Origin of the sequence: Nonomuraea sp. NPDC049309 (assembly GCF_043196965.1) — a bacterium.
GTDB lineage: Bacteria > Actinomycetota > Actinomycetes > Streptosporangiales > Streptosporangiaceae > Nonomuraea > Nonomuraea fastidiosa.
Map to the genome: position 1 here is coordinate 1,970,632 of NZ_JBICSH010000001.1, position 25,827 is coordinate 1,996,458.

The following is a 25,827-nucleotide window of genomic DNA, read 5'->3' on the forward strand; positions in this document are numbered from 1 at the left end:
CGGAGCCGCCGCCGGCCTGCTCTGGTCGGGGCTGTCGCCCCGGGCTCCCTACCAGGTGACCGGGCAGGGCCAGACGGTGCTCGCCGACCCCACCACGCAGGCGCTGATCGCGGCCGACGGCTGGTTCGCGGTGATCACCGGCGGTCTCGGGCTGGTGTGCGGCGGGGTCGCCTGGTTCATCGCCCGCCGCTGGATGCTGCCGGTGCTGCTGGGCCTGTGCGCGGGTGGGGTGCTGGCGTCCTTTCTGACGCTGTGGATCGGGTCCACGTTCACCATCGGGGCGGTCACGGTGGAGGCGGCCGCCGCGCCCGGGGTGACGATCGTGCCCGGCGCGCTGAAGCTGACCGCCTCCGGCGTGCTGGTGTGCTGGCCGCTGCTGGCCGTCGGGTTCTTCGGGCTCCTGGAGGGCATGCACGGCTACCGCGAGTCGCCGCTGCGGCATCCGTACGGCCTCGAGCCCGGCGACCCCGACCGGCTCTGAGCGGCTACAGCGGGGGCCGGCGCCGCCCGTGGCCGGTGGCGTGCTCGAACGCCCGCGCCACCCGCAGCACCCTCGCGTCCTCGAACGGGCGCCCGACGATCTGCACGCCCACCGGCAGGCCGTCATCGGTGAACCCGGCGGGCACGGACGCCGCCGGCGCGTGCAGCACGCTGATCAGGTACGCCGAGCGCATCCACGACAGGTAGTCGGGCAGCTTCTGGCCGTTGATCTCGCTCACGTGCGGATGCTCGACGGGGAACGGCGGCACCTGGCTGACCGGCGCGATGAGCACGTCGTAGGTGTCGAAGAAGGCGGCCATGCGCTGGTAGAGGCGGCTGCGCGCCATCTCGGCCCTGGCCAGGTCGGCGCCGGTGACCTTGCGGCCCTGCTCGACGTTCCAGGCGGTGTTGGGGCCGAGGCCGCTCTTGTCGCCGTGGGCCAGCAGGTAGAACCAGGCCCGGTAGGTCCTGAACGCGTCGTCGGCGTCCTCCAGGTCGAGCTCCACCTCCTCCACACGGGCGCCGAGACCCTCGAACACGGCGGGCGCGGTCGCGGTCACCGCCGCCGTACGCGGATCGACCGGCAGGCCGCCCAGGTCAGGGCTCCACGCCACCCGCAGCCCCGCCACGCCCTGCTCCGGCTCCGGCCGGAACTCCTCCTTGATCGCGAACGGGGAGCGCCGGTCGAACCCGGCGATGGCCCCGAGCATGAGTGTGACGTCGTCGACCGTCCGCGCCATCGGCCCGGACACCGACAGCGTGTACCAGGCGGCGGTGTCCGAGGGCGTGGGCACGCGTCCCGGCGTCGGCCGCAGCCCGACGACGTTGCAGAACGAGGCCGGGTTGCGCAGCGAGCCGCCCATGTCGGTGCCGTCGGCCAGCGGCACCATGCCGGTGGCCAGCGCGGCGGCCGCTCCCCCGCTGCTGCCGCCCGCCGACTTCGTCAGGTCGTACGGGTTCCTGGTGGCGCCGAACACCTCGTTGACCGTGTGGGAGCCGGTGCCGAACTCCGGGGTGTTGGTCTTGCCCACGCTGATCGCGCCCGCCGCGCGCAACCTCCTGACGACCAGGTCGTCCTGCTCGGGCACGTGGTCGGCGAACAGCGGCGAGCCGTACGTGGTGCGGATGCCGGCCGTGTCGAGCAGATCCTTGTGGGCGACCGGCACACCGTGCAGCGGGCCCACCGGCTCACCGGCCGCGAGGGCCGCGTCGGCCGCCTCCGCCGCCCGCAGCGCCTGGTCGGCGGCGAGCGTGACGATGGCGTTGACGGCGGGGTTGACCTTCTCGATGCGGTCGAGGTGGGCGCGCAGGACCTCTACGGCGCTCACCTCCCGGGTCTTGATGAGGCGGGCCAGCTCGGTCGCGGTCAGGTAGTGCAGTTCGCTCACGATGTGATCCTGCCCCACGGGGGCCGGGGAGGCGACGGCGAGGGTTGCCGAACGCCACCCGCCGCGCTCAGCCACCCGGACGCCACCACCGCGCTCAGCCATCCGAACGCCACCACCGCACTCAGCCACCCGAACGCCACCACCGCGCTCAGCCACCCGGACACCCGCCCGCCTCGCACAGCGACCCGGACGCCGCCGACCCGCTCAGCCACCCGGACACCCCCGCTCAGCGGCGGCCACCACCCGCCCCCTCAGCGACCCCGCCATCGCCGGCCCGATCGCCCACCCCGACCCGGCCCGCACCCGGGCGGCCGGCGCTCGCGGGCCGTCGGGCGGCGATCCGGGCAGGGCCGTCGGGCGGCGATCCGGGCGGGGCCGTCGGGCGGCGATCCGGGCGGGGCCGTCAGGTGGTGACGGAGGCCGGGCCGAGGAGCTGCTTGAGGTCGCCCATGAGCGCCGGCGACGGCGTGACCCGCAGCCGGTCGTCGACCCGCAGGACAGTGGTGCGCGGCCCGTTGCGCACCTGCAGGTGCACCTCGGAGGTGCCGGGATGGGTGGTGAGGATCTCCTTCAGCCGGCCGACCACGGGCGGCGTGCAGCGGGCCAGCGGGAGGTTGACCTTCACCGGCCCGCCCGCCTCCTGGGTCAGGTCGGGCACCGTCACCTCCATGGCGATGATCTTGGCGACGTCCTCCCGCTTGTCGATGCGGCCCTTGACGAACACGATGGCGTCCTCGGCCACGACCGTCGAGCACAGCTGGTACGTCGACGGGAAGATCATCACCTCGATCGAGCCCGCGAGGTCTTCGAGCTGGGTCAGCACCCAGGTGTCGCCTTTCTTGGTGACCTTGCGCTGCACCCCGCTCAGGATGCCGCCCACGGTCACGATCTGCCCGTCGGGCCTGCTCTCGTCCTGCACGGCCGCGATCGAGCAGTCGGCGCCCGCCGCCAGAATGTGCTCGACGCCGAACAGCGGGTGGTCGGAGACGTACAGGCCGAGCATCTCGCGCTCGAACTGCAGGAGCGTGGTCTTGTCCCACTCCCCCTCGGGGATCTGCACGTCGAAGGTCTGGTCGTCGCCGCCGTCGATGGCCCCGAACAGGGAGTCCTGGCCGATGGCCTCGTTCTTCTTGATGTCGATGATCGCGTCGACGGCCTGCTCGTGCACCATGACCAGGCCCTTGCGCTGGTGGCCGAGCGAGTCGAACGCGCCCGCCTTGATCAGCGACTCGATGACCCGCTTGTTGCAGACGGCGGCGGGCACCTTGCGCAGGAAGTCCTTGAAGTCGGTGAAGCGGCCCTTCTGCTTGCGGGCGTTGATGATGCCCTCGACGACGTTGGCGCCGACGTTGCGGATGGCCGACAGGCCGAAGCGGATGTCGGAGCCGCGCGGGGTGAAGTCGAAGTCGGAGTCGTTGACGTCGGGCGGCAGGACCTTGATGCCCATGCGGCGGCACTCGTTGAGGTAGAGGGCCGACTTGTCCTTGTCGTCCTTGACCGACGTCAGCAGCGCCGCCATGTAGGCCGCCGGGTAGTTGGCCTTGAGGTAGGCGGTCCAGTAAGCGATGAGGCCGTAGGCGGCCGTGTGGGCCTTGTTGAAGGCGTAGTCGGAGAACGGCAGCAGGATGTCCCACAGCGCCTTGATGGCCTCGTCGGAGAAGCCGTTCTCCTTCATGCCGCGCTCGAAGTTGGCGTACTGCTTGTCCAGCTCGGCCTTCTTCTTCTTGCCCATCGCGCGGCGCAGCAGGTCGGCGGCGCCCAGCGAGAAGCCGGCCACCCGCTGGGCGATGGCCATGACCTGCTCCTGGTAGATGATCAGACCGTAGGTGGTCTCCAGGATGTCCTCGAGCGGCTTTTCCAGCTCGGGGTGGATGGGCGTGATCTCCTGCTGGCCGTTCTTGCGCAGCGCGTAGTTGGTGTGGGAGTTGGCGCCCATCGGGCCGGGACGGTAGAGCGCGAGGGCGGCGGAGATGTCCTCGAAGTTGTCGGGACGCATCAGGCGCAGCAGCGAGCGCATGCCGCCGCCGTCGAGCTGGAACACGCCGAGCGTGTCGCCCTTGGCGAGCAGCTCGTAGCTCTTGCGGTCGTCGAGCGGCAGCGAGAGCAGATCGACCTTCTCGCCCGTGGTCGCCTCGATCAGCTTGAGGCAGTCGTCCATGATGGTGAGGTTGCGCAGGCCCAGGAAGTCCATCTTGAGCAGGCCGAGCGTCTCACACGTCGGATAGTCGAACTGCGTGATGATCGCGCCGTCGGAGTCGCGGCGCATGATCGGGATGTGGTCGGTCAGCACCTCGCGCGACATGATCACGCCGGCCGCGTGGACGCCGGTCTGCCGGATCAGGCCCTCCAGGCCCCTGCCGAGGTCCATGGTGGCCTTGACGTCGGGGTCCTCCTCGTAGAGGCGGCGCAGCTCGCCCGCCTCGGCGTAGCGCGGGTGGTCGGGGTCGAAGATGCCCGACAGCGGGATGTCCTTGCCCATGACGGCGGGCGGGAACGCCTTGGAGACGCGGTCGCCCAGCGCGTAGGGGTAGCCGAGGACGCGGCCGGCGTCCTTGATGGCGGCCTTCGCCTTGATGGTGCCGAACGTGGCGATCATGGCGACCTTGTCGGCACCGTACCGCTCCGTGACGTAGCGGATGACGTCGCCTCGCCTGCGCTCGTCGAAGTCCACGTCGACGTCGGGCATCGACACGCGCTCGGGGTTGAGGAACCGCTCGAAGATCAGGCCGTGCGGGAGCGGGTCGAGGTCGGTGATGCCCAGCGCGTACGCCACCAGCGACCCCGCGGCCGAGCCTCGCCCGGGACCGACCGGGATGCCGTTCTGCTTGGCCCAGTTGATGAAGTCGGCGACCACGAGGAAGTAGCTCGGGAAGCCCATCTGCTCGATGACGCCGATCTCGTACTCGGCCTGCTTGCGGTGCTCCTCGTCGTAGCCGTCGGGCCAGCGGCGGGCCATGCCGTCCCAGACGGCCTTGCGGAAGTACTCGGTCTCGGTCATGCCGTCGGGGATCGGGAACGTCGGCATGAGGTTCTTGTGCTCGAAGAAGCCGCTCGTGTCGACCTTCTCGGCCACCAGCAGCGTGTTGCGGCAGCCCTCGGCCCACAGGTCGGAGGAGTCGATGGCGCGCATCTCGTCGGCGCTCTTGATGTAGTAGCCGGTGCCGTCGAAGCGGAAGCGGTCGGGGTCGGACAGCTGCTTGCCGGTCTGGATGCACAGCAGCGCGTCGTGAGAGGCGGCGTCGGACTCGTAGGTGTAGTGGGAGTCGTTGGTGACCAGCGGCGGGATGCCCAGCTCACGGCTGATGCGCACCAGGCCGTCGCGGACGCGGCGCTCGATGTCGAGGCCGTGGTCCATGATCTCCAGGTAGAAGTTGTCCTTGCCGAAGATCTCCTGATATTTCGCGGCGGCCTTCAGCGCCTCGTCGTACTGGCCGAGCCGCAGCCTGGTCTGCACCTCGCCCGAGGGGCAGCCGGTGGTGGCCATGAGCCCGTCGGCGTGCTCGGCGAGCAGCTCGGCGTCCATGCGGGCCCACTTGCGCACGAAGCCCTCGGTGTAGGCGCGCGAGGACAGCTTCATGAGGTTGTGCAGGCCCGTCTTGTTGCGGGCCCAGATCGTCATGTGGGTGTAGTAACCACCCGCGGACACGTCGTCCTTGCGCTGGTGCGGCTCGCCCCACAGCACCGGCCGCTTGTTGTGGCGCGACTCCGGCGCGACGTACGCCTCGATGCCGATGATCGGCTTGACGCCCGCGCCCGTCGCCTGCTTGTAGAAGTCGAAGGCACCGTGCATGTTGCCGTGATCGGTGATGGCGATCGCCGGCATGCCCAGCTCCCCGACCACCTGGAACATCTGCTTCAGCCTCGCGGCTCCGTCCAGCATCGAGTATTCGGTGTGAACGTGCAGGTGGACGAACGAGTCGCTGGACGACATGAACCGCGCCTCCCAGTCTCGAAGCGGACGTGCGGATCAGACTTTAACCCCCGCCACCGACAGTCCGTATCACCTCCCGGCCGCGGTGGACCGGCGAGGCGGCGGCGGGCTTCACGGGCGGCACCGATATCCTCGATGTCACGTTTCGTAGCCAAGGAGTGACTCGGTGCGCACGGAGACGGACGAGGGATACCGCAAGGCGCTGGGCAACCGGCAGGTCCAGATGATCGCCATCGGCGGGGCGATCGGCGTCGGCCTGTTCCTGGGCGCGGGAGGCCGCCTGGCCGCCACCGGGCCCGCCCTCGTGCTCTCCTACGCCATCGCGGGCCTTGCCGCGTTCTTCGTCATGCGGGCGCTCGGCGAGCTGGTGCTCTACCGGCCGGTCGCGGGGTCCTTCGTCGAGTACGCGGGCGAGTTCATCGGCCCGTGGGCGGCGTTCGCCAGCGGCTGGATGTACTGGATCAACTGGGCGTTCACCGGCATCGCCGAGCTGACGGCGATCGCCGCGTACATCCACTACTGGGCGCCCGCCTTCCCGCAGTGGCTGACGGCGCTCATCGCGCTCGGCACCGTCATGACCGTCAACCTGCTGTCCGTGCGGCTCTTCGGCGAGATGGAGTTCTGGTTCGCGCTGCTGAAGGTGCTGGCCATCTCGACGTTCCTGATCGTGGGGCTGGTGCTGGTGGTGTTCGCGGTGGGCGACGCCGGGCCGCACAACCTCGTGTCGCACGACGGGTTCTTCCCGACCGGGTTCCCGCTGGTGCTGATGAGCCTGCAGTCGGTCGTCTTCGCGTACGCCTCGATCGAGCTGGTCGGCATCGCCGCCGGTGAGACGGCCAACCCGCGCGAGGTCATGCCCCGCGCGATCAACGGTGTCGTGTGGCGCATCGCGATCTTCTACGTCGGCTCGGTGCTGCTGCTCGCCATGGTGCTGCCGTGGACCGCCTACCGCGCGGGCACCTCGCCCTTCGTGACCGTCTTCGCCGGGCTCGGCGTGCCCTGGGCGGCCGACGCGATGAACCTCGTGGTGATCACCGCCGCCGCGTCGTCGTGCAACTCCGGCCTGTACGCCACCGGCCGCATCCTGCGCTCGATGGCGCAGAAGCGGGAGGCCCCGGCGTTCGCCGCCACGCTCAGCTCGCGCCACGTGCCGATGGGCGGCATCCTGTTCACCGCGTCGATGCTGCTCGGCGGGGTGGCGCTGTTCTACTTCCTGCCCGAGCGGGCCTTCAACATCGCCACCGCCTGCGCCTCGCTCGGCGTGATCACCACGTGGGGCGTGCTGGTGTGGTGCCAGACCCGGCTGCGCCGCAGCGGCCACCGCTCCGCGTTCCCGATGCCGGGCTCCCCCTACACCAACTGGGCGACGCTGGGCTTCCTCGCGCTGGTGGTGCTGCTGATGCCGTTCGCCGACGAGGACCAGCTCGTCGCGTTCTTCCTCATCCCGGTGCTCGCGCTCGGCATCGCGCTGGGCTGGCAGGTGGTCAAGCGGCGCCGCCGCGCCCCTGAGCCGCCCGGCCCGGCCGGCCCCGCCGACCCCGCCGGCTCCACGGATCCCAGCGACCCCCAGGGCCCGGCCGATCCGGTCGCCCGGCCCTGACCCGCCCGGGCATACCCGCCCCGGAGATCGGCTCGGTAGTCTCGTCAGCGCAGCCATGAGGAGTCGCCGCTCGGGGAGGTCGCGCTGGACGGGGCTGTACGTGACACCAGACGGTCGCTCATCAAGGTCGGGGTGGCGGTCGCGATCGGCGTGGTGCTGGCGCTGGCCTGCCTGCCCCTGGGGGTCTATCCGAAGCTCGCCTGCGCGGTGCTCGACGCGGGCTGCCCGCCCGGCTCGCCCGCCGGCGACCTGCCGCGGGTGACCCGGCTGACCGCTCTGCAGGCCGCGCAGAGCGGCACCTACGTGGCGCTCGGCGACTCCTACTCCTCCGGCGAAGGGGTCTACGAGCTCGACGAGCAGCCGATCAACGAGGGCGCCGACCGCTGCCACCGGGCCACCGGCTCGTACGTGCCGCTCGTCGCCAAGGCGTACCGGTTCGGCGGCGGCACCGCGTTCTACGCCTGCAGCGGCGCCACCACCCGCCAGTTACTGTCCGGGCAGCACGGCCAGCCGCCGCAGGTCTCCCGTGTCGGCTCCGGCACCAGCCTGATCACGCTCAGCATCGGCGGCAACGACGCCGGCTTCAGCAAGGTCCTCACCGGGTGCATCGCCAAGCTCCCCTGGTCGTCGGCGTGCGTCGACCAGGAGGCCGCGGTCAGCCGGCGCATCGAGGAGCTGCGGACGAGCTTGCTGCAGGTGCTCAGGGAGCTGCGGGTGCGCGCCCCCGAGGCGCGCGTGATCGTGCTCGGCTACCCGCGGCCGTTCCCCAAGGACCCGGTGGACACCGTCGACAACCTGAGCGTGGCCGACCAGCGCTGGCTCAACGACGTCACGCGGCGGCTCAACGACACCGTGGGGTCGGTGGTCAGGGACTTCGACCGGGCCATCGCCGCCTTCGGCGCGCCGGGAAGCGCCGAGTACGTCGACGCCTACGAGGCCTTCAGCGGGCACGAGGTGGGGCAGCCCGCGCCGTACCTGAACGGGCTGGCGGTGGACGTGAAGGAGCTGCGCGTCAACGCCCGCAGCTACCACCCGACGGGCGACGGCTACCGGCGCTTCGCCGAGCTGATCATCAAGCAGATCGCCGACGGTCCCGGCCGCCCGCTCAACAACCTCCGCGTCACCCAGCCGACCCCCGGCTGACCCGGGGTCCGGTCACGCTCCGGCGGTGTCTCACGCGCCGCCCGCCCCGCCCGCCGACGGGTGGTCACCGATTCGCCGGCCCCGCAGGCCCGCGCGGTGTGCTCCGTGTCGCTCTCGGAGCGCGGCCCGGACCACCGTCAGGCGCGCGGTCAGCGGGCGGCGCGTTGCTCCGACAGGCGCAGGCCGGCCTCGATGACGGCGTTCATGATCGGGGCCAGGCCGGGCTCGCCGAGCGACGGTGCGCGCAGGGCCATGCGGGCGACCAGGGCGCGTTCGCGTTCCATGTCACGTCCCGCGAAGCCGCCGACCGGCTTGATGCGCTGGACGATGCCCGCCAGCTCCACCCGGCGTTCGAGGAGCGTGGCCAGCGCGGCGTCCACCCGGTCGATGGCCGCGCGGCACTCGGGGAGCGTGGCGGGCGACTCGGGGCGCAGCAGGCCGCCGACGACGGTGACGGCCTCCTCGGCGAGCGCCCGGCCGTCCTGGCCGGCGATGAGCCCGTCGGCGCCGGCGGCGACGGCCGCGGCGGACAGTCCGGGGTCGCCGGTGACGTCCACGAGCACGGGGCGTCCGGATGCGGCCCTGGCCGCGCGTACGAGGCTCAGGTCGGGCCGCCCGCCCTCGCACAGGATCACCCGCCCGTCGCCCTCGACGGCGCAGTAGTCGGCCAGCCCCAGCCACTCCTCCAGCGACGCCCCGGGCCGCCGTTCCACGACGACCGGCAGCCCGAGCCCGGCCGCCGCGCGCACGAGGGGGATGTCGCGGGTCCACGACGCCCCCACGACGACGGCCTGCGCGTGCGCGGCGATCGCCGGAAGGTCCGCGGCGCCGGCGGGCTCGACGAGCGTCACGCCGCGCCCCGGCGCCCCGGCGGCGCCCTCCGCCGAGGCCGGTCCGGCGGGCGATCCCGCCCCGGGCACGGACGGCGCTCCAGACGCCCCGCCAAGCCGCGCCGACCGCCCCTGAGCCGCATTCCGCGCCGGATCGTGAGAAAGCCCCTCAGGCAGGGCCCACGGCGGCGCCGAGGGGGCTCTGGGAGGCTCGGCGGGGCGATCACGGAGGCTGATCCGCGCGTCGATGACCACGGCGGGTCCGTCGCCGAGGGACAGGCCGCCCAGCGTGATCCGCGACCGGCACTCCTGCCGGTGTTCCAAGGTCGATGACATGCCGACTCCTCATCGAAGGCCGGCCCCTCTGGAGCCGGCGGGGGAAACGAAAAAGGCAGAGACGGTGGTCTCTGCCTCGTGCCGACTCCAGGTGGTCGCTAGCGCACGACCGGCTCTCCTGGAGCCGGCTCGGTAAACGCGTAGCGACGCAAGGTCATATCTGAACTCTACACCCCGCCTCCACCTGCTGGTCGGCACTTCTCGCACACCGGAGTGGCCGTCGAGCGAGTCGCCGTTGATCCCTGCCTATGGGAGTATTTCTTGGCCTAGAGGAGGGTTAAGGCCGTTGATGTCGGATCGCAAGCAGGAGGGACGCCGCATCGCCGGCCGCTACCAGCTGCAGGAACCCATCGGCAGGGGCGGGATGGGCATCGTCTGGCGTGCCTACGACGAGCTCTTGGACCGCACGGTGGCGGTCAAGGAGGTCAGGTACGCCGCCGCCCTCGGCGAGGAGGTGCAGCTGCTGAACCGGCGCACTATGCGCGAGGCGAGGGCGGCGGCCAGGTTCGAGCATCCCAACGTGATCGTCGTGCACGACGTGATCGAGGAGGACGACCGCCCCTGGATCGTCATGCAGCTCGTCCAGTCGCGCTCGCTCGGTGCCGTGATCAAGCAGGACGGGCCGCTGCCGCCCAAGCGGGTGGCGGAGATCGGCCTGGCGGTGCTGGACGCGCTGCACCGCGCCCATGAGGCGGGCGTGCTTCACCGCGACGTCAAGCCCGAGAACGTCCTGCTCGCCGACGACGGCCGGGTCGTGCTCACCGACTTCGGCATCGCGACGCTGGAGACCGAGACGCAGCTGACGGTGACGGGCCTTGCGGGGACGCCGGCGTTCATCGCTCCCGAGCGGCTCAAGGGCCTGCCCGCGCGCCGCGAGTCGGACCTGTGGTCGCTGGGCGCCACCCTCTACACGGCGGTCGAGGGACGCTCGCCGCACGAGCGCGGCATGGCGCTGGCGACCATGCACGCCGTGCTCACGGACGAGCCCGACCCCGCGCCGAACCTGGGACCGCTCCACGACGTGGTCATGGGGCTGCTGGCCAAGGAGCCGGTGCAGCGGCTGACGTACGAGGAGACGCAGCGCATGCTCCGCGACGCCATCGCGGTGCTCTCGCAGCCGAGCCCGGCGCCCACGGCGCAGTTCCCCGCCGCCCGGTTCCCCGCGCAGGAGCTGCGGGTGCCCGAGCCCGCGCACAAGCCCGCGCACAAGCCGGTGCAGCCGCCCGCCCCGGGGTCGGGGCCGCAGCCTGCCAGGCCGAAGCGGCCGGGTCCGGCCAGGGCGCGGCGGCCGTACGCGCCGGTGGAGGACGACCTGCCCACCGACCCCGGTCTCGCGCCCGCCCGCTCGCAGGCCGCGTCGTCGGCCGCGGCGAGCGCGCCCGAGACGGGGATGCGGCTGTCGCAGGCGCCCACGGCCTCGCCGCAGCCGCCCGCACAGCCCCCGGCGCCGCCCGCCGGCGACTCCACGGTGGACGCGGCCACCGGGGGCGAGCAGCGGCGGGTGCTGCCGATCGTGGCGGCGGCCGCGGCCGTGTTACTGGTCGCCGGCGTCGGCGGCTACCTGGGCCTGCGCTCGGCCCCCGGCGGGGAGACCGGCGGCTCCCAGGCGGCGGTCACCGCGGTCCCGACCGGGCCGGGCGCGTCCGCGCCGGAGACGTCTCCCGCGTCCCCGCCGGCCTCACCGTCGGGTGAGGCGTCGCCGCCCGCGACCCAGCCGCCGAGCCCCGAGGCCAAGCCCAAGGAGACCAAGGACGCCAAGGCCGCGCTGCCGTCCGGCTGGAAGATGCACACGGACAAGAAGCTCGGCTTCTCCATCGGCCTGCCCAAGGGCTGGGACGAGTGGCAGCGCACCGGCAACGGCGTCGAGTTCAAGGGCCCCGGCGGCGCGCCCAACGCGCACGTCCGCATCGAACGGGCGTCCAAGCTGGGCAAGGACCCGCTCAAGGGCTGGAAGAAGCTGGAACCGCGGCTGAAGCACCAGTACGGCGGCTACCGCAAGCTCGGCATCAAGAAGGTGTCCTACCGCGAGGCCGCGGCCGACTGGGACTTCATCTGGCCCACCCAGACCGGCAAGTCCCGCATCCGCTACCGGGGGTTCATCGCCGAGGACGGCAAGGCGTACGCCATCTACTGGCACACGCTGAACAGCCACTGGAAGGCCGATTACCACTTCTTCGAAGGCTTCTGCGCGACGTTCACGCCCAAGAAGTAGGCTGCGCGGCGTGCACGTCAGCAATCGGTACCGCCTCCTCGAGCCGATCGGGGAGGGCGGCATGGGGGTGGTCTGGCGGGCCTACGACGAGCTGCTCGACCGTACGGTGGCGATCAAGGAGGTCCGCTACACCGGGGTCGGCGACGCCAAGCGGGCCGAGCTCAACCGCCGCACCATCCGCGAGGCCAGGGCGGCGGGGCGGCTCGACCATCCGTCGGTCATCGTCATCCACGACGTCGTCGAGGAGGACGGCCGTCCGTGGATCGTCATGCAGCTCGTACGCTCCCGCTCCCTGGCCCGGGTGATCTCCGAGGACGGGCCGCTGCGTCCCGAGCAGGTCGCGGTGATCGGCGGCCGGGTGCTCGGCGCGCTGCGGGCCGCCCACGCCACCGGGGTGCTGCACCGCGACGTCAAGCCCGAGAACGTCCTGCTCGCCGACGACGGCCGCGTGGTCCTCACCGACTTCGGCATCGCGGCGCTGGAGACCGAGGGCGGGCTGACGGCGACGGGCGGGCTGGTGGGGACGCCCGCGTACATGCCGCCCGAGCGGCTCAACGGCGAGCCCGCGCGGCCGGAGTCCGACCTGTGGTCGCTGGGCGCGACGCTGTACGCGGCCGTGGAGGGGCGGCCGCCGTTCAAGCGCGACTCGTGGGCGGCGACGGTGGCCGCGGTGCTGCGCGACGAGCCCGAGCCGCCCGCGCGTGCCGGGGCGCTGGGGCCGGTCGTGATGGGGCTGCTGCGGCGCGAGCCCGAGGCGCGCCTGCCCGCGGACGAGGCGGCCAGGCTCCTGAACGAGGTCGCCGCCGCCGCGCCGCGCCCCGCCGCCACCACCGACGCTCCCTGGCAGGCTCCCGCGGGCTCTCCGTCCCTGGAGGGTTCCTGGCGCGGCACCGTGTCTCCGGACGCCTCCCAGCGCGACACGCCGCCGCCCGGCGGCTCCTGGTCTGCGACGCCGCCTTCCGGCGCCGCTTACGGCGGCACCCCGCCGCCCGATGGCTCGTGGCACCGGACGCCGCGGACCGCGTACGGCGGCGTCCCGGCCGATGACCGCCGCCCCGGCGCGACGGCGCCCGGCGGGCGAGGCGGCGGGCGGCGCAAGGCGGTGCTGATCGCCCTGCCGGCGGCGGTGCTCGCCGTGGCGGCGCTGGGCGGTGGTGGCGTGCTGCTGTACGACCGCTTCGCGGATACCGGCGCCGCCCTCGGGCCCTCCCCCACGGCCGCACCCGCGCAAGAGCCCGCGGACAAGCCTTCGGAGCAGCCTTCGGAGCGGCCATCGGAGCAGCCGTCGAAGGAGCCGTCGAAGGAGCCGTCGAAGGAGAACGTCACGACCGCCCCCACGACCGGCGTGCCCACCGAGCAGCCCGGCGACGAGCCCGAGATCCCGGACGGCTGGCGGACGTACCGGAACGCGGCGGGACGCTTCGAGATCGCCGTCCCCCCGCGCTGGCAGGCGACGAAGACGGCGGGCCGCGACAGCGTCGAGTTCACCCGCCCCGGCGCCCCCGGCAGGCTGCTCGTGGAGTGGACGGTCCCCGACATCCCCTGGCAGGACCCCGAACGCCACTGGATCCTGCTGGAGGCGGAGATCCGCAGGAAGGGCGAGTTCGAGCGGTACCGGCGGCTCGCCATCACCCCCACCGAGTTCCAGGGCCGTCCGGCCGCCGACTGGGAGTTCACCCGCGTCGACCAGGGCGTGACGATCCATGTCATCGACCGGAGCCTGCGCACCGCCGACGGCCGCCCGTTCGCCGTCATGTGGGAGACCACGCACGACCGCTGGGGGGCCGACCGCCACTACTTCGACGACTTCCTCAGGACGTTCAGACCGCTGTGAGCAAGATCACCGAGGAGCGGGCGACGTTCTGGCGGCATCCGGCGGTGCCGGAGACCGACCTGCTGAAGGCCCGCTACGTCACCCACCGCTTCTCCCGGCACGTGCACGAAGGCTACGCCATCGGGCTGATCCTGGCGGGGGTGGAGGAGTTCGACTACCGGGGCACGCTGCACCGGGCGAGGGCGGGCGAGATCGTGCTGGTCAATCCCGAAACGGTGCACACCGGGCAGGCGGGCGTGCCGGGCGGGTGGGCGTATCGGATGCTCTATCCGTCGATCGAGACGGTCGCGGCGATCGCCAGCGAGCTGGGCGGACCCGGCGGGACGCCGTACTTCCCGCAGCAGGTGGTGCGCGACGACGAGGTGGCGGCGCTGCTGCGGCGCGCGCACCAGGCGGCCGAGCGGGGCGACGCGCTGGCGGCCTCGACGCTGAGCCGTACGCTGTTCGCCCGGCTGCTGATGCGGCACGCCGCGCCCAGGCCGCCCGCCCCGCAGGCCCCGGGGAGCGAGCGGGCCGTGCGTGCGGCACTGGAGCTGCTGCACGAGAGCCTGGTCGATCCTCCGACGCTGGACGACCTGGCGGAGGCGGTGGGGTCGCGGCCGTTCCCGCTGCTGCGGGCGTTCAAGGCGGCGACGGGCCTGCCGCCGCACGCCTACCTGATCTCGCTGCGGGTACGCCGGGCGCGCGAGCTGCTGCTGAGCGGGATGCGCCCGGCGCAGGTGGCGGCCGAGACGGGTTTCACCGACCAGGCCCACCTCAACCGGCATTTCAAGCGGGTCATGGGCGTGCCGCCCGCCGTTTATCAGAGAGCCGCAGGATCGTACAAGACCCGACATTCAGGCGGCGCATAGCCTCGGGAGGCATGGAACCGACAACTCACCGTTCCGCGGCCGTGCGGGACGGTCTCGGCGTGGGCCTGGCCGTGGGGCTGTCCGGGCTCGCCTTCGGCGCCGCCGCGATCACGGCGGGCCTGTCCGTGCCGCAGGCGTGCGTGCTGAGCCTGCTGGCGTTCACGGGCGCCTCGCAGTTCGCGCTGACGGGCGCGGTGGGCGCGGGCGGCGATCTCCTGGCGGCCGGTCTCGGCGCGCTGCTGCTCGGCGGCCGCAACACCCTGTACGGCCTGCGCCTGGCCGACCTGCTCCAGGTACGCGGCCCGCGCAAGCTGCTGGCCGCCCACGGCGTCATCGACGAGACCACGGCCGTGGCGATGGCCCAGCCCGACCCCCGCTCGGCGCGTACGGGCTTCGTCACCACGTTCGCCACCCTCTACATCACCTGGAACCTGACCACGCTGGCGGGCGCGTACGGCACCTCGTCACTCGGCGACCCCGGCGTCCTCGGCCTGGACGTCGTGGGCCCGATGGCGTTCCTCGCCATCCTGTGGCCCCGGCTGAAGGACAGCGGCGAGCTGCGCGCGCTGGCGGCGGGCGCGGCGGCGATCGCGCTGTGCGCGACGCCGTTCTTCCCGCCCGGCGTGCCGGTGCTGCTGTCGGCCGCGGCGGTGCTGGTGGTGATGGTGCGATGACGCTGTGGTGGGCGATCGCGCTGGTGTGCGCGGGCTGTTACGCGCTGAAGGTGGCGGGCCTGGCCGCGCCGCGCGCGGTGCTCGACCATCCGAGGGTGCGCAGGTTCGCGGAGCTGGTGCCGGTGGCGCTGCTCGCGGCGCTGATCGCGGTGCAGATGTTCACGCAGGAGGGCGGGCTGGGCTTCGACGCCGCCCGTACGGCGGGGCTGGGCGCGGGAATCGTGGCGCTCCTGCTCCGCGCCCCCTTCCTGGTGGTCTTGGGGGCAGCGGCGGCGATGACGGCGCTTGTCCGGTTCTTTCTGGGGTAGCCCGCCGCATGTCCGCATGCGCGGTGACGGCCGGCGGGCGGCACCGGCTGATCGGGACGATCGGCGGCTCCCGCGGTAAGAAATCTCGCGGCACCGCCCGCGGATGAGCCCCCACGCGCACGCCGCAGCCCGCCCGGGCGCGGCCCAGGACGCCTGAAACCGGCGAGCAGGCCCCAAGATCCCCGCACCGCGCCCCAGCACGTCCAGAACGCACTCAGAGCGCGCGGAGAGGACATCCGAGGCGGACAGGGCGCAGGAAAGCGACGAGTCCCCCTCGGAGGCGCGGCCAGTCGAGGGCTCGGGCGGCGGCCGGCCGGCGGAACGCGGGAGGCGGCGCCGCCACAGGCACCACCAGTGCGAGGAGACGTCCCGCCGGGGCCGGCGGGTGCGCGGCGGCTCAGGACTCCGCGCGGACCAGGTCGAGCGCCTTCTGCAGGTCCTGCGGATAGTCCGTGCTGAACGACATCCACTCGCCGGTCGTCGGATGCTCGAACCCGAGCGAGACCGCGTGCAGCCATTGCCGGGTGACGCCCAGGCGGGCGGCCAGCGTGGGGTCGGCGCCGTACAGCATGTCGCCGACGCACGGGTGGCGCAGCGCCGACATGTGGACGCGGATCTGGTGCGTACGCCCCGTCTCCAGCTTGATGTCGAGCAGGGAGGCGGCGCGGAACGCCTCGACCGTGTCGTAGTGGGTCACCGACGGTTTGCCGCCGGCGACGACGGCCCACCGGCCGTCGCCCGACGGGTGCCGGTCGATGGGCGCGTCGACCGTGCCCCTGAACGGGTCGGGATGCCCCTGCACCAGCGCGTGGTAGCGCTTGTCGACCGTGCGTTCCTTGAAGGCGCGCTTGAGGAACGAGTAGGCGTGCTCGCTCTTGGCCACCACCATCGCGCCCGTGGTGTTGGCGTCCAGGCGGTGCACGATGCCCTGGCGCTCGGCGGCGCCGCTGGTGGCGATGGTGTGACCGGCGCCGAGCAGCCCGCCGATCACGGTGGGGCCGGTCCAGCCGACCGTGGGGTGCGCGGCCACGCCGACGGGCTTGTTGATGACGATGACGTCGTCGTCCTCGTACACGATCGTCATGCCCGGCACGGGCTCGGCCACCGGCATGGGCGTGGTGACGGGCGGCGGCATCGTGACGTCGAGCCACGCGCCGGCGTGCACACGGTCGGACTTGCTCGGCACGCGCCCGTCGACGAGCACCTCGCCGGCGCTGATCAGCTCGGCCGCGCGGGTGCGGGAGAACCCGAAGAGCCGCGAGAGCGCGGCGTCGAGCCGCTCGCCCTCCAGCCCGTCGGGCACGGGCAGGCTGCGCTGCTCAGCCATCCTCGGCCACCTCCTTCGAACCGTCGATCTGCACGTTGCGCCAGGCGAGGATCACGGCCAGGATGCCGCCGCAGACGATGGCGGAGTCGGCGATGTTGAAGACGGGGAAGTAGTCGATGACCGGGAAGTTGCCCGGCAGCACCTCGATGAAGTCCACGACGTGGCCCTGGAGCTGCGTGGAGCGCCCGAACCCCGAGGGGTAGCGCAGCAGCCGGTCGGTGAGGTTGCCGATGGCGCCGCCCAGCAGCAGGCCGAGCGCGACCGCCCACGCACGGCTGCCGAGCTTGCGCGCCGTGCGGATGATGGCGACGACCACACCGGCCGCGATGAAGGTGAAGACGAACGTCATCCCGGTGCCGATGCTGAAGGCGGCACCGGAGTTGAAGATGACCCGGAACTGGAGCACGCCCGGGATCACGACCAGGGGCGCCTCACCCTCGAGGGTGCGCAACACCACCGTCTTGGTGACGAGGTCGGCCGCGTAGATCACGGCCGCCAGCGCGACGAGGACGGCGACCAGGCGCCCGCGTGGCCTGCCGGCGGTGTCCCGCCGGTCTACCGGCGCTCCTCCTTCTGCTTGCAGGCCACGCACAGCGTCGCCCTCGGGAACGCCTGCAGGCGTTCCTTGCCGATCGGCTTGTGGCACGATTCGCACACTCCATAGGTCCCTGCGTCGATCCTGGCGATCGCACGTTCGTTCTGCGCGACCAGATCGCGCGCATTCAGGGTAAGGGCGATCTCGCGTTCGCGCTCGTACGTCTTCGCCCCGGCGTCCGCCTGATCGTCCCCCGCGCCCTGTGTGACGTCCCCAGAGGCTATCTCCGTCTCGTGACGGAGGATGTCCGCCTCGAGCTCGTCGATCTCCTTCTGGAGCCTGCCGCGTACCTCGGCCAGCTCCTCTTCCGACCACATCGACGGTGTAGCGGTCTGCGTGACTGCCGCCATGGCTGCCTCCATGCTGATCAAGGCCGTGAATGGTGCGGGCAGCTTAGGATCCTGATAACGGAACGGCAAACGACCCGCCGGACGGTTTACCTAGCCCGCACTATCCCGCCTCGCGCATTCAACTCCTCCACAGCGGCGTCCATTCCCACATCTTTGCGCCCTTTACGACTCACGTACCGCTGGGAGGCGGGTGACCCACCTGGGGCGGACCTGACGCGGGAAACGTGGAAGCCTTGACCTCGACTCTGCGTTATGGTTTGAGTCTGCAAGGCGTTGATGGGGCCCGCTGTGAGGGATATCACCCCGGAGCCGCCGGAAGAACGGCTCGCGCGAGCTCATTAGAACCGGCAGCAGTCAAATGAAGAGGGCCTCGCCTCCCGGCGGGGTCAAGAAGGGTGGTACCGCGGGGCCGCGAGGCTTCGTCCCTTCACGCCACAGCCCTATCGGCCGATTCACGCGTGGAGGTCACGCCCGAGATGTCTTCCCCAACGTTCCGCTCTCTTCCCGCGCAGGTCGACCTGCCCGCGCTTGAGCGCGAGGTCCTGGACCGCTGGCGGGACGGGAAGATCTTCGAGCGCTCCGTCGAGCAGAACGCCGGCAACCCCTCGTGGGTGTTCTACGAGGGCCCGCCCACCGCCAACGGCCTGCCCGGCGTGCACCACGTCGAGGCCCGGGTCTTCAAGGACCTGTTCCCCCGCTACAAGTCGATGCGCGGGTTCAGCGTTCCCCGTAAGGCCGGCTGGGACTGCCACGGCCTGCCCGTCGAGGTGAGCGTGGAGCGCGAGCTGGGCCTGTCCGGCAAGAAGGACATCGAGTCCTACGGCATCGCCGAGTTCAACGCCAAGTGCCGCGAGTCGGTGCTGCGGCACGTCGACGCGTTCGAGCAGATGACCGAGCGCATGGGCTACTGGATCGACCTGTCGCAGGCCTACCGCACCATGGACCCGTCCTACGTCGAGTCCGTGTGGTGGTCGCTGAAGGTCATCTTCGACAAGGGGCTGCTGTTCCGCGACTTCCGCATCACGCCCTACTGCCCGCGCTGCGGCACCGGGCTGTCGGACCACGAGCTGGGCCAGCCGGGCGGCTACGAGACCATCTCCAGCCCGTCGGTGTACGTCCGCATGCCCGTCACCTCCGGGCCGCTGGCCGAGCTGGGCGCCTCGCTGCTGATCTGGACGACCACGCCGTGGACGCTGGTGTCCAACACCGCGGTCGCCGTGCACCCCGACGTCACGTACGTCGCCGCCCGCACCGCCGACGGCGAGGTGCTGGTCGTCGCCGAGCCGCTGCTGTCCGTGCTGGGCGAGGGCGTCACCGAGGTCGCCCGCTACACCGGCCGCGAGCTGGAGCGCACCACCTACCGGCGGCCGTTCGACCTGGTCGACATCCCCGACGCCCACTACGTCGTGCTCGGCGACTACGTCACCGTCGAGGACGGCACCGGCCTGGTCCACCAGGCGCCCGCGTTCGGCGCCGACGACATGGCCGTCATCAAGCGGTACGACATGCCGATCGTCAACCCGATCGGCCCCGACGGCCGCTTCCTCGAAGACGTCCCCATGGTGGGCGGCCGCTTCTTCAAGGACGCCGACGAGGAGCTGACCGAGGACCTGCGGCGGCGCGGCCTGCTGTTCAAGGGCGGCCACTTCGAGCACAGCTACCCCCACTGCTGGCGCTGCCACACCCCGCTGCTCTACTACGCGCTGCCGTCCTGGTACATCCGCACCACCGCTGTCAAGGACCAGATGCTGGCCGAGAACTCCGGCACCAACTGGTACCCCGACACCATCAAGTGGGGCCGCTTCGGCGAGTGGCTGCGCAACAACGTCGACTGGTCGCTGTCGCGCTCCCGCTACTGGGGCACGCCGCTGCCGCTGTGGGTGTGCGAGCAGGACGAGTCCCACGTGACGTGCGTCGGGTCGCTGGAGGAGCTGGGCAGGCTCGCCGGGCGCGACGTCTCCGCCCTCGACCCTCACCGCCCGTACGTCGACGACGTCACGTTCGACTGCCCGACCTGCGGGGGCCTCGCCCGCCGCGTGCCCGACGTCATCGACGCCTGGTACGACTCCGGCTCCATGCCGTTCGCGCAGTGGGGCGAGCGCGGCAAGCCCGAGGGCGTCTACCCCGCCGACTTCATCTGCGAGGCCACCGACCAGACGCGCGGCTGGTTCTACTCGCTGATGGCCGTCGGCACGCTGGTCTTCGGCCAGTCCTCCTACCGGAACGTGCTCTGCCTCGGCCTCATCCTCGCCGAGGACGGCCGCAAGATGAGCAAGCACCTCGGCAACGTCCTCGAGCCGATCCCGCTGATGGACCGGCACGGCGCCGACGCGCTGCGCTGGTTCATGGCCTGCTCGGGCTCGCCGTGGGCGGCCCGCCGCGTGGGGCACGCCACGCTGGAGGAGATCGTCCGCAAGGTCCTGCTGACGCTCTGGAACACCGCCTCCTTCTTCACCCTGTACGCCAACGCCGAGTCCTGGTCGCCGGCCAAGCTCGCCGAGGCCGTCCCGCCGGCCGAGCGCCCGCTGCTCGACCGCTGGGCGCTGTCCGAGCTGCACCGCACCGTGGCCGAGGTCACCGCGGCGCTCGACGACTACGACACCCAGCGCGCCGGCCGCCGCCTGGCCGACTTCCTCGACGACCTGTCCAACTGGTACGTGCGCCGGTCGCGCCGCCGCTTCTGGCAGGGCTCGGAAGAGGCGTTCGCCACGCTGTACGAGTGCCTGGAGACGGTGCTCAAGCTGATGGCGCCGATCACGCCGTTCATCACCGACTACCTGTGGGACGTGCTGCGCGGCGAGGACACGCCGACCTCGGTGCACCTGGTCTCCTGGCCGCAGGCGCGCGAGGAGCTCATCGACGCCGAGCTGTCGGAGCAGATGGCCCTCGTCCGCCGCCTGGTCGAGCTGGGCCGCTCGGCCCGCGCCTCCTCCGGGGTCAAGACCCGCCAGCCGCTGCGGCGGGCCCTGGTGGGCGCGCACGGCTGGCCGTCCCTGCCCGACGAGCTGCGCGGGCTGGTCGCCGAGGAACTGAACGTCCAGGCGCTCGAGGACATGTCGGGCTTCAGCGCCGACCTGGTGTCCTACACGGTCAAGCCCAACTTCCGGGCGCTGGGCAAGCGGTTCGGGCCGCGTACCAAGCTGGTGGCCGCCGCACTGGCCGCCGCCGACGCCACCCGCGTGGCGCGCGCCCTGCGCTCCGGCTCCACCGTCATGGTCGAGGCCGAGGAGCTGGGCGAGGTCATGCTCGGCCCCGACGAGGTGATCGTCAACGAGCAGCCCCGCTCCGGCTGGGCCGTCGAGACCGGCGCCATCGGCACCGGCACCGGCGAGACCGTGGCGCTCGACCTGGAGCTGGACGACGAGCTGCGCCGCGCCGGCCTGCTGCGCGAGGTCATCCGCCTGGTCCAGGACGCCCGCAAGTCGACCGGCCTGTCCATCACCGACCGCATCGACCTGTGGTGGACCGCGTCCTCCCCCGACCTGGCCACGGCGCTGCGCACCCAGGGCCAGGTGGTGACCGAGGAGGTGCTCGCCACCTCGTTCACCGAGGGCACCGCCCCCGACCTGCCCGCCCACACGGACGCGGACCTCGGCCTCACCTTCCAGCTCCGCCGCGCGGAGTGACCGCCCCGTCCGGGGCATAGCCCTTCGGACGACGGCAACGCATCAAGCGGGCCCCGGGTTTCACACCCGGGGCCCGCTCACGTATCCGGCGAACGTCCCGCCACCGCGCCCACCCACCGCCCGCGGACGAAGAGAACCCAGAACCGAACCCTCCCACCCGCGAAAAGCACAGACGACCATCCCGCCGCACGCCGAGACCCCTCACCGGACCCGCAGGCGGTGCCCCCTTATCTCACCCGCACAGGCACGAACCCACCGGCCGATGCATTCAACCCACGCACGTCAGCGGCGAGTGCGGCGCGACGCGTGACCGCACGCCGGAATGACACCCCGCGAAACCACGTCCTAGGGACTGACGCCCCGCGGAAAACTGCGCCGCAGAACGACACCCCGCACGAACTCGCGACAGAGACCAGCATGGCCTCAGGCCAGGTGGCCGAGCCTCGGCCGACGGCCTCACGATCGCGCCGGCTGACCGAGCAACTCCCAACCCGGCAGCCCGACCAGCCGAGCCACGGGACAAACCGACCGAAACGTCAGTGGATGGTTCGGCAATCACGCCAACAGACCGAGCACCCCCAGCCCGACCAGCCGAACCACAGGACAAACCGACCGAACCCCAGCAGACGGCTCCCCAATCACGCCGACGCACCGAACAACCCCCAGCCCAATGGCCCGGCGAGCCGGAGCCGCGCAACAGGTGGCCGAAATCTCAGCTGACGGTTTCGCGATCGTGCTGGCAGACCGGGCAGCTCGTCAGCCCGGCGGCCTTGGCGGCGGCGAGGGTCATCGTCTCGACGCCGTCACCCGCGCCCCGGACCAGCGGGCAGGCGGAGCCGTGGTAGCGGCGAGTACCGATGATGACCTTGACGGTCTGCGACCCGCGCTCCTTGCCGTCACCGCTGCCGTTGGACCCGGCGGACCCGTCACCGGACCTGCCGGCGGATGAGCCGGCCCCGGCGGCCTTGGGGTCCGCGGCCTTGGATGCGGCACCGCCGTTGGCGGATCCGCTCCCCTGCTCGCGAGGCCCTTGCCCCGGAGAAGCACTCCCCTTGACGGCCGGCGCTTCCTTACCGGCGGACGAGGCGCTCTGCTCGCCGCTACCGGACGCCTCGCCCTTTCCCTGCGTGGCCCCGGGCTTGGCACCAGGGGACCTGACCGGCGCGCCTGGAGGCAGCGGCCCCCGGGGCTTGGCGGTCGCCTCGGCAGAGGACGCGGGCCGCTCGTGCAGGATGACGGTCTCCCCCGGCGCGGGCTCATCGCCCCCGCCGGACGGACGCTTGGCCGACTTGCCCTCCGAGGCAGAGGATCGCTCCGAGGACCCGGAGGCCCCCGAACGCTGCGGCCCACCGGACGACCCGGACGCGCCCGACGCTCCCGGCCGCTGTGACGCGCCGGAAGCCTCGGACGTTCCTGAACGCTGTGACGCACCGGACGGGCCGGAGGCACCGGCACGCTGCGGCGCACCGGACGTATTGGATGATCCGGGACGCTGCGGGGCGCCCGAGGCCGTCACCCGAGGCTGCGGCGCCGTGACGGGCCCGGCGTCGTCATCCGGCTCGCCGGAGCCGGATCCCTGCCCGGCCTTGCCGCTGCTCTGCCCGGGCTTTCCTGACGCGGCTCCGCCGGAGGTTCCGGGCTTGCCGGGCGCGGCTCCAGTCGCCGTCCCGGGGGCGGACGAAGTCGACGCCCTCGGCTTTCCAGCAGTGGCCCCGGCCGACGTGCCCGGCTTCGCAGCTCCGGACGCACCGGTGGCCGTCGAGTCACCGGCCCTGGCGGCCTTCCCGGACGTGGTCTCTCCGCTCGTCCCGGACTTGCCGGAAGCGCTCCCGCCCGCGGCACCCTGCTTCCCGGACGCGGACACACCGGACGTTCCAGGCTTTCCGGAAGCAGGCGTACCAGGCTTGGCGGGCGTCGATGCGGCGGCCGTGCCGGGCTTGCCATCGGGCCGACCGGGACGGCCGCTCTCACTGCCCGGCGAATCAGCAGCACCCGGACGACCAGGCCCGCCACCGGACGAACCGGCGGCACCCGGGCGGCCGGGCTTGTCGCCAGGACCGCCGGGGCGGGCAGAGCCCGGGCCCTGGCCCGCCTTGGCAGGGCTGGACCCGGAGCCCGAGCCGGCCTTCGCAGGGCTCGGACCCGTGCCGGCCTTGGCGGAGCCGGGGCCTGTGGAGCCGGGGCCTGTGCCGGTCTTGGGAGAGCCGGGGCCCGAGCCCGAGGTGGCCTTGGCGGGGCTGGGGACGTTCGGGGAGGTCTCGTCGTCGGCGGGGGCGGCGGACTCCCTCGACGCGGTGGACGCGGTCTTCGGCGAGGACCCGCTCTTGCCGGGCGCTCCTCCCGAAGCTCCGGACGCTTTCGCCGAGGTCCCGGGGGCTCCGCCCGAGGAGCCGGGCCCGGGCGTGGCGGAGCCGGCCTTCGAAGGGCCGGCCTTCGGGGATCCGGACGGGGAGGACGCGGTGCCGGCGCCGCGTGACGTCGGCGGCCGGAAGAAAGAAGTCTCTGACTCCGCCTGCTCATCGTCCGAGCCGGCGCCGGCGGCGGTCTCGGGGACGGCGGAGGTGGAGCCCGATGCCTGGTCGGCCGGGGCGGCCTTGGGACGGCCGAACCACCCGGCGGCGCCTTCCTCGTGGGCGGCGGCAGGCTCCGGGCTGGGGGTGGAAGCCTTCGTGTCGGGCTTCGGCGGGGTGACCTGCGGACGAAGATCGCGGGTCTCCGCGGAGTCTTCTGCACGGGTCTTGGCAGAAGCGGTGCTGGGGTGGACGGCGGGCTCGGGGTCGGCGGCAGGCGGCAGCTGCCGTCCGCCGAGCGCAGCGTCGGGCAGGCACGCCGTGCAGGGCGTGAAGCCCTCCTCGCGTGCCTCTTCGTACGTGAGCTCCTCGTGCTCCCGCCCGATCAGCTGCCTGCACCCGTGGATGTGGTAGCGCTTGCGTCCGGGGATGACCAGCACGATCGCATCCGGCGCGATGCCGGCGGCCGCGGGGCGGCGCGGTGCGGGGGCCGGAGTGGCCGCCGTGCGCTGCTGCGGCGCCTGCGGATGCGGTCGGGGCTGCGGGGGCGGCTGATGAGCCATAGGGCCGGTCTGGGTGTACGGCGCCGTGGGCGGCGTGAGCCCCTTCGGGGGGGTGGCCGGCGCAGCGGCCTGCCCACCTCCGGGAAAAAGCTCGTTCCGCCGCAGGAACGCCCCGATCACCAGGAACAGCGCGGACAGCACACTGACCACGATGGACCACATGATCAGGAACGGCTTCGCCAGTACGAAGCCCGCGATCAGCAGCACCACTGCCGCGAGCACCAAACCAGCACTGATAAGGATCACAGGGGGCTCTTTCGAGTGGCAGGTCCTAGTGACCCGTTACTTTACCGCCGGTCGTTGTGAGGACCGTCACCGCCGGGGAAAGCGCCCTGCGGAGCGTCGCCGCCGAACGGAGCGGGGCCTCCGGGCAGAGGCTGCTGGCCGCTCTGGGGCACGGCGTGCGACATGGCGGGTGCCTGCTGGCCCTGCGGACCGCCGGACAGCACGGGGAAGCCACCGCTGCCTTCTGCGGACACGTTGAGCTCGGCGAGCTGGTTTTCGAGGTAGAGCTTGAGCCTGCTGCGGTATTCGCGTTCGAAGCTGCGGAGTTCCTCGACCTTGCGCTCGAGCTCGTCGCGGGTCTGCACGAGCGAGCCCATCGCCTGGCGGTGGCGCTCCTGGGCGTCGCGCTCGAGCGTCTCGGCGCGGGCCCTGGCGTCGCCGATGACCTGCTCGGCCTGGCGGCGCGCCTTGGTGAGGATCTCGTCGGCCTCGCGCCGGGCCCGGGTCACCGTCTCGTCCGCCTCCCGGCGGGCGTCGGCGATCGCCTGGTCGGCGGTCTGCTGGGCCAGAGCGAGCACGCGGGCCGCGGTGTCCATGTTGTCCTCTGCTGGCGGCATGTTCATGCCCACCGGGACCTGCGGCTGCTGGGGCTGCTGCTGCGGCTCGGGCGCCCGCATGGGCTCCGGCTGCGGCGGCTGCATCATCTCCGGCTTGGGCTGCTCCTGGACGGGCGCCGAGGCCATGGGCATGTTCATGCCGCCCGGCACCTTCCCGCGCAGGCACTCGGCCAGCTTGGCGCGGAGCTCCTCGTTCTCTTGGATCAGGCGGTCAAGCTCAGCTTCCACCTCGTCGAGGAAGGCGTCGACCTCCTCCTCGTCGTAGCCCGGCCTGAGCCGGGTGGTACTGAACTGCTTGTTCCGCACATCAGCGGGCGTCAGCGGCATTTTTTGGTCTCCTTGGCGCGCTTGGAGTCTGTCCGGAGGACGGTAACCCGAATCACTTCAGCGCGGACACGAGTTGGAACACGACCGGCGGCCTCACAGG

The 25,827-nt window shown here is 72.2% G+C and carries 16 protein-coding genes; 9 read left to right on the top strand and 7 right to left on the bottom strand.

All coding sequences use genetic code 11. The features are described from left to right. The first annotated feature begins 55 nt into the window (after positions 1–55). On the top strand, positions 56–481 hold the full coding sequence (locus ACGFIM_RS08885) for a hypothetical protein (RefSeq protein ID WP_393196926.1): 426 nt from the start codon (positions 56–58) through the stop codon (positions 479–481). 4 nt (positions 482–485) lie between these two features. Here the strand turns inward: ACGFIM_RS08885 and ACGFIM_RS08890 are convergent, their stop codons facing one another. Next, positions 486–1,868, bottom strand: coding sequence for an amidase (locus ACGFIM_RS08890; protein ID WP_393196929.1), 1,383 nt, complete (start codon positions 1,866–1,868; stop codon positions 486–488). A gap of 403 nt (positions 1,869–2,271) precedes the next feature. Beyond that, positions 2,272–5,799: a DNA polymerase III subunit alpha gene (dnaE, locus tag ACGFIM_RS08895; RefSeq protein ID WP_393196932.1), complete on the bottom strand. Its 3,528-nt coding sequence runs from the start codon at positions 5,797–5,799 to the stop codon at positions 2,272–2,274. A gap of 166 nt (positions 5,800–5,965) precedes the next feature. Here dnaE and ACGFIM_RS08900 point away from each other — a divergent pair, with 166 nt between their 5' ends. Together ACGFIM_RS08900 and ACGFIM_RS08905 are read left to right on the top strand one after the other, a co-directional pair. Further along, entirely contained in the window at positions 5,966–7,399 is a 1,434-nt protein-coding gene (locus tag ACGFIM_RS08900) for an amino acid permease (protein ID WP_393196935.1), read from the top strand. A 132-nt stretch (positions 7,400–7,531) separates the two neighbouring features. Beyond that, complete coding sequence (locus ACGFIM_RS08905) at positions 7,532–8,542, top strand: SGNH/GDSL hydrolase family protein (protein WP_393196938.1); 1,011 nt, start codon at positions 7,532–7,534, stop codon at positions 8,540–8,542. A 149-nt stretch (positions 8,543–8,691) separates the two neighbouring features. On the opposite strand, the gene ACGFIM_RS08910 is transcribed toward ACGFIM_RS08905, so the two are convergent. Further along, positions 8,692–9,462 carry a chorismate mutase gene (locus tag ACGFIM_RS08910; protein ID WP_393196941.1) on the bottom strand — a complete coding sequence of 257 codons (771 nt, stop codon included), beginning with the start codon at positions 9,460–9,462 and terminating at the stop codon, positions 8,692–8,694. A 535-nt stretch (positions 9,463–9,997) separates the two neighbouring features. Between ACGFIM_RS08910 and ACGFIM_RS08915 the strand changes: the two genes are divergently transcribed. Genes ACGFIM_RS08915 through ACGFIM_RS08935 form a run of 5 tightly spaced genes read left to right on the top strand, consistent with a single transcriptional unit; the run spans position 9,998 to position 15,587 of the window. Further along, positions 9,998–11,920 (top strand): protein kinase, encoded by a 1,923-nt coding sequence (locus tag ACGFIM_RS08915; protein WP_393196944.1) that lies wholly within the window; start codon positions 9,998–10,000, stop codon positions 11,918–11,920. A 10-nt stretch (positions 11,921–11,930) separates the two neighbouring features. Then, entirely contained in the window at positions 11,931–13,754 is a 1,824-nt protein-coding gene (locus ACGFIM_RS08920; RefSeq protein WP_393196947.1) for a protein kinase, read from the top strand. Beyond that, positions 13,751–14,605: an AraC family ligand binding domain-containing protein gene (locus ACGFIM_RS08925; protein ID WP_393196950.1), complete on the top strand. Its 855-nt coding sequence runs from the start codon at positions 13,751–13,753 to the stop codon at positions 14,603–14,605. The genes ACGFIM_RS08920 and ACGFIM_RS08925 overlap by 4 nt, the downstream gene beginning before the upstream one ends. A gap of 11 nt (positions 14,606–14,616) precedes the next feature. Then, positions 14,617–15,279 carry an AzlC family ABC transporter permease gene (locus ACGFIM_RS08930; protein WP_393196953.1) on the top strand — a complete coding sequence of 221 codons (663 nt, stop codon included), beginning with the start codon at positions 14,617–14,619 and terminating at the stop codon, positions 15,277–15,279. Then, a complete protein-coding gene (locus ACGFIM_RS08935; RefSeq protein WP_393196956.1) occupies positions 15,276–15,587 on the top strand; it encodes an AzlD domain-containing protein in 312 nt (103 codons plus the stop codon). The genes ACGFIM_RS08930 and ACGFIM_RS08935 overlap by 4 nt, the downstream gene beginning before the upstream one ends. Before the next feature lie 397 nt (positions 15,588–15,984). Here ACGFIM_RS08935 and ACGFIM_RS08940 read toward each other — a convergent pair whose 3' ends face one another. From ACGFIM_RS08940 to ACGFIM_RS08950, 3 genes are read right to left on the bottom strand one after another with little or no spacing between them, the layout of a single operon-like run. Then, the gene (locus tag ACGFIM_RS08940; protein ID WP_393196958.1) at positions 15,985–16,914 is read right to left on the bottom strand and encodes an RluA family pseudouridine synthase; all 930 of its coding nucleotides are present in this window, start codon (positions 16,912–16,914) and stop codon (positions 15,985–15,987) included. Further along, on the bottom strand, positions 16,907–17,506 hold the full coding sequence (lspA, locus tag ACGFIM_RS08945; RefSeq protein ID WP_393196961.1) for a signal peptidase II: 600 nt from the start codon (positions 17,504–17,506) through the stop codon (positions 16,907–16,909). Before lspA ends, ACGFIM_RS08940 begins: the two co-directional genes overlap by 8 nt. After that, positions 17,470–17,859 carry a TraR/DksA family transcriptional regulator gene (locus tag ACGFIM_RS08950; protein WP_393196964.1) on the bottom strand — a complete coding sequence of 130 codons (390 nt, stop codon included), beginning with the start codon at positions 17,857–17,859 and terminating at the stop codon, positions 17,470–17,472. Before ACGFIM_RS08950 ends, lspA begins: the two co-directional genes overlap by 37 nt. 476 nt (positions 17,860–18,335) lie before the next feature. On the opposite strand from ACGFIM_RS08950, the gene ileS reads away from it, so the two are divergent. Next, positions 18,336–21,485 carry an isoleucine--tRNA ligase gene (ileS, locus tag ACGFIM_RS08955; RefSeq protein WP_393196967.1) on the top strand — a complete coding sequence of 1,050 codons (3,150 nt, stop codon included), beginning with the start codon at positions 18,336–18,338 and terminating at the stop codon, positions 21,483–21,485. A 3,360-nt stretch (positions 21,486–24,845) separates the two neighbouring features. Here the strand turns inward: ileS and ACGFIM_RS08960 are convergent. Beyond that, positions 24,846–25,727: a DivIVA domain-containing protein gene (locus ACGFIM_RS08960; RefSeq protein ID WP_393196970.1), complete on the bottom strand. Its 882-nt coding sequence runs from the start codon at positions 25,725–25,727 to the stop codon at positions 24,846–24,848. Between the last annotated feature and the right edge of the window lie 100 nt (positions 25,728–25,827).

What these genes read in the sequence shown, in the direction of transcription:
- dnaE (WP_393196932.1), bottom strand. Translation starts at nt 5,799, where the DNA reads ATGTCGTCCAGCGACTCGTTCGTCCACCTGCACGTTCACACCGAATAC.
- ACGFIM_RS08915 (WP_393196944.1), top strand. Translation starts at nt 9,998, where the DNA reads ATGTCGGATCGCAAGCAGGAGGGACGCCGCATCGCCGGCCGCTACCAG.
- ACGFIM_RS08930 (WP_393196953.1), top strand. Translation starts at nt 14,617, where the DNA reads ATGGAACCGACAACTCACCGTTCCGCGGCCGTGCGGGACGGTCTCGGC.
- ACGFIM_RS08935 (WP_393196956.1), top strand. Translation starts at nt 15,276, where the DNA reads ATGACGCTGTGGTGGGCGATCGCGCTGGTGTGCGCGGGCTGTTACGCG.
- ACGFIM_RS08940 (WP_393196958.1), bottom strand. Translation starts at nt 16,914, where the DNA reads ATGGCTGAGCAGCGCAGCCTGCCCGTGCCCGACGGGCTGGAGGGCGAG.
- ACGFIM_RS08950 (WP_393196964.1), bottom strand. Translation starts at nt 17,859, where the DNA reads ATGGCGGCAGTCACGCAGACCGCTACACCGTCGATGTGGTCGGAAGAG.
- ileS (WP_393196967.1), top strand. Translation starts at nt 18,336, where the DNA reads ATGTCTTCCCCAACGTTCCGCTCTCTTCCCGCGCAGGTCGACCTGCCC.
- ACGFIM_RS08960 (WP_393196970.1), bottom strand. Translation starts at nt 25,727, where the DNA reads ATGCCGCTGACGCCCGCTGATGTGCGGAACAAGCAGTTCAGTACCACC.